Source organism: Acetobacter conturbans (assembly GCF_011516755.1).
Classification (GTDB): Bacteria; Pseudomonadota; Alphaproteobacteria; order Acetobacterales; family Acetobacteraceae; genus Acetobacter; species Acetobacter conturbans.
Map to the genome: position 1 here is coordinate 1 of NZ_WOSY01000052.1, position 3,709 is coordinate 3,709.

The 3,709-nt window shown below is 63.0% G+C and carries 4 protein-coding genes; 3 read left to right on the plus strand and 1 reads right to left on the minus strand.

From position 1 onward, the window contains the following. A partial coding sequence (locus tag GOB81_RS17140; protein ID WP_173571435.1) for a heavy metal-binding domain-containing protein occupies positions 1–1,026 on the minus strand: 1,026 nt, incomplete at its 3' end. A gap of 43 nt (positions 1,027–1,069) precedes the next feature. On the opposite strand from GOB81_RS17140, the gene GOB81_RS17145 reads away from it, so the two are divergent. From GOB81_RS17145 to GOB81_RS17155, 3 genes are all read left to right on the plus strand, one after another. Beyond that, positions 1,070–1,342 (plus strand): metal-sensitive transcriptional regulator, encoded by a 273-nt coding sequence (locus GOB81_RS17145; RefSeq protein WP_062106135.1) that lies wholly within the window; start codon positions 1,070–1,072, stop codon positions 1,340–1,342. 35 nt (positions 1,343–1,377) lie between these two features. Then, positions 1,378–1,752, plus strand: a complete 375-nt coding sequence (locus GOB81_RS17150; protein ID WP_029604282.1) for a hypothetical protein — start codon at positions 1,378–1,380, stop codon at positions 1,750–1,752. Positions 1,753–1,828: 76 nt separating this feature from the next. Beyond that, positions 1,829–3,661, plus strand: a complete 1,833-nt coding sequence (locus tag GOB81_RS17155; RefSeq protein WP_062497147.1) for a copper resistance system multicopper oxidase — start codon at positions 1,829–1,831, stop codon at positions 3,659–3,661. Positions 3,662–3,709 lie beyond the last annotated feature (48 nt).

Genomic DNA, 3,709 nt, shown 5'->3' on the forward strand with positions numbered 1-3,709 from the left:
GTCCACGCTGGAGCGCCCGTCCATGACGGTGCCGTCCACCGGGATGCTTTCCCCCGGCCGGATGCGGAGCCGATTGCCGGGCACGATCTGGGCCAGCGGTACGTCGTCCTCGCGATCCTGCGCGCCGACCCGGTGTGCGATTTTCGGTGCGAGATCCAGCAGGGCGCGAATGGCGCGACTGGTACGGGCGCGGGCGCGCAGTTCCAGGACCTGCCCGGCCAACACCAGGGCCACGATAACACCGGCGGCTTCGTAATAGACTGGGACCGACCCGTCATGCATGCGGAAGGCAGCAGGGAACAGGCCAGGGGCTACTGTCGCGGCGATGCTGTAGAGAAAGCCCGCGCCGACGCCCAGCATGATCAACGTAAACATGTTCAGATGCCGAGTGCGGAGAGACATCCAGCCGCGTTCGAGGAACGGCCAGCCGGCCCACAGCACGATTGGTGCCGTAAGCGCCAACTGAATCCAGTTCGTCAGGCCGCCATCGAAAAATGCCAGCCCTCCCATATCCGCCGCCATGGCGATGACGACGAGCGGGACCGCCAATATGCTCGCTCCCCATAGGCGCCGGCTGAAATCCACGAGTTCCGGGTTGGGCATGTCGGCGTCGGATGGCTCCTCCGGTTCCAGCGCCATGCCGCAGATGGGGCAGGAGCCGGGGTGATCCTGTCGGATCTGAGGGTGCATCGGGCAGGTCCAGATCACCCCGGCCCGCCTGGGCTGAGGCTTGATGGGCGTCGTGTCCGCCTTGTGCAGGTAATGACAGGGGGCGGCCTCGAACTTTGTCTGGCAGTGCGCGCTGCAAAAATACCAGGTCCGGCCATCATGGTCGGCATGATGCGTCGCCGTCGCGGGATCGACCGTCATGCCACACACAGGATCCTTGACCAGGTGCGCGTCAACTCCGGTCGCTGCCGGGGTGGGACCATCTCCATGGAGATGGGACGCGCAAGCTGCTGTATTGTCGTTCGTCATGAAGCCCCCTTGCTTGTGGCCGCCAGCCGCGGCGTCGAAGTATGCCATAATCGCTTGCACTTCAAGGTATGCCCCGGTAGGGTATATTGCAATGAGGCAGTCACGGGTAAAGATTTTACAGGGCCTGAAACGGGTCGAAGGTCAGGTGCGTGGCATCCAGAAAATGGTGGACGACGACCGCTATTGCGTGGATGTTCTGCTTCAGCTTCGGGCCGCCAAGGCGGCGTTGCATCGGCTCGAGGGGCTTGTTCTGCGCGAACATATCGCGGGCTGCGTTGTAGAGGCGATCGAATCCGGCGATCCGGTGGAGCGTCAGGAAAAAATCGGGGAACTGATCGAAACGGTCAGCAAGATAACGGGGTAGACGTGCAAGAGATCGGCGCGATACGGTTGGGACGGTTGCTGGCCTGCCTGCTTCTGCAGGTGGGGCTGATGCTGGCATCCGTCATGCCGGGTCATGCCGCCACGTTGCCCTCTACAGTTGCTGTGGTTACCCAGCCGATGGCCGACATGCCAGGGATGCAGATGCCATCCCGTGCGGATACGACGACCGCACATTGCAATCATGAACCGTGCCACGACCATCATCCATGTCATCATTGCGGCGATTGCTGCGCCCAGGGTGCCTGCGTCGCCAATTGGCTGATGCCGCCCTCCGTGACCAGGGCGTTTGATTACTCAGGTGTTACGGCACCTTTCGGCTTGTCTCGCTCAGATCGCATCGTCGGTCATGGGTTCGCGCCGGCGCTGCCACCGCCCAGACAGATGGCCTGATTCTGTTCTGACAGTCTCAGGACTGGTCATTGACCTATGACCGGTTCCGCCTTCTCTCTTTTGCGGACTATTATTCATGTCAATACGATCCCTTGCGGGACGGAGCGCGATCACGCGCCGCCGTTTCGTCGTCGGGACGGGCCTGTGGGGGGCGGCGCTGGCCGTCCCGCAGGGCAGCGCGGGCGCCTACGCTCCGGTCTATGCGCCGGCGTCGGGTCGGCCCGACCCGCTGCCTGGCACCCGTTTCGACCTTACGATCGGTTCTGTACCGATCAATATCACCGGTGCGCGCATGCACGCGGTGGGTGTGAACGGCTCCACGCCCGCGCCGATCCTGCGCTGGCGTCAGGGTGACACGGTCGAACTGAACGTCACCAACCGGTTGGATGAGCCCACGTCGATCCACTGGCACGGCCTCCGGGTGCCGGCCCACATGGATGGCGTGCCCGGCCTCAGCTTCGGCGGCATCGCGCCCGGCGAGACGTTCACCTATCGCTTCCCGCTGCATCAGAGCGGCACCTACTGGTATCACAGCCATTCCGGCTTCCAGGAGCAGACGGGCCTGTATGGGGCTCTGATCATCGATCCGAAGGATGGTTACGCGCAGCATTTCGACCGTGACTATGTGATGGTCCTGTCCGACTGGACCGACGTCGATCCCGAGGACATCGTCTCCAACCTCAAATTCCAGAGCGATTACTACAATTTCCGCCAGCGTACGGTGGGCACGTTCTTCCGTGACGCGCATCGACAGGGGCTGGGTGCGACCATCCGGGATCGTCTGCAATGGGGTGCCATGAACATGGCACCGACCGATATTCTGGATGTTTCGGGCATCATCTACACCTACCTGATCAACGGCCAGTCTCCCGGGGCGAACTGGACGGGCCTGTTCCGACCGGGCGAGCGCATTCGCCTGCGCTTCATCAATGCATCGGCGATGACGCTGTTCGACGTGCGGGTTCCCGGCCTGACGATGACCGTTGTTCAGGCCGACGGTAATGACGTGGAGCCCATCCCGGTCGATGAATTCCGCATCGGGCCAGCGGAAACCTACGATGTAATTGTCAGCCCCACCGCCGATGGACCGTACACAGTCTTTGCCCAGGCCGAGGATCGTACCGGATACGCGCGCGGCACGCTCGCCACCCGTTCGGGCCTTGCCGGGCCGGTTCCCCCCATGGACCCGCGCCCTCTGCGCACCATGACCGACATGGGTATGGGGAATATGGACATGAAGGGCGGCATGGCGGGCATGGAGATGGGGAGTTCGCCGGGGAAGCCCGGTGATGCCCCTGCCGGCGGCGGCATGGACATGGATCACATGGACATGAAGGAGGCTAACAGACCCGGAGCCGCTGCGATGGATATGCCGGGCATGGCGGCTGCGTCGCGGCATAAAACAGAGTTGAAACCCGGCGTCGCGGTGCAGAGTGTCGCCATGATGCCGATCAACCGGCTGGCGGAGCCGGGCGACGGGCTGGAGAATAATGGTCGCCGCGTTCTGACCTATGCCGATCTGCGGGCGACGATCCCGGGCGCGGACCCACGCCCGCCGTCGCGCGAGATCACCCTGCACCTGACCGGCAGCATGGAACGCTTCATCTGGGGATTCGACGGCAAGAAGTTCTCGGAAGCGGAACCGATTCGTCTGACTTTGGGCGAGCGGGTGCGCTTCGTCCTGATCAACGACACGATGATGGAGCATCCAATCCATCTGCATGGATTGTGGAGCGAACTGGAAAATGGGCAGGGTGACTGCCGACCCTACAAGCACACGATTACCGTCAAGCCGGGTGAGCGGCTGAGTTACTTGGTCACGGCGGACGAACCCGGGCTGTGGGCATATCACTGCCACCTGCTCTACCACATGGAGGTGGGCATGTTCCGCACGGTGGTGGTGTCGTGATCCGGGGTCTGATAGGTGGCACGGTCCTTGCCGCTGGACTGGCTACCG

Coding starts and splice junctions, on each gene's coding strand:
- GOB81_RS17145 (WP_062106135.1), top strand. CDS start 1,070: ATGAGGCAGTCACGGGTAAAGATTTTACAGGGCCTGAAACGGGTCGAA.
- GOB81_RS17155 (WP_062497147.1), top strand. CDS start 1,829: ATGTCAATACGATCCCTTGCGGGACGGAGCGCGATCACGCGCCGCCGT.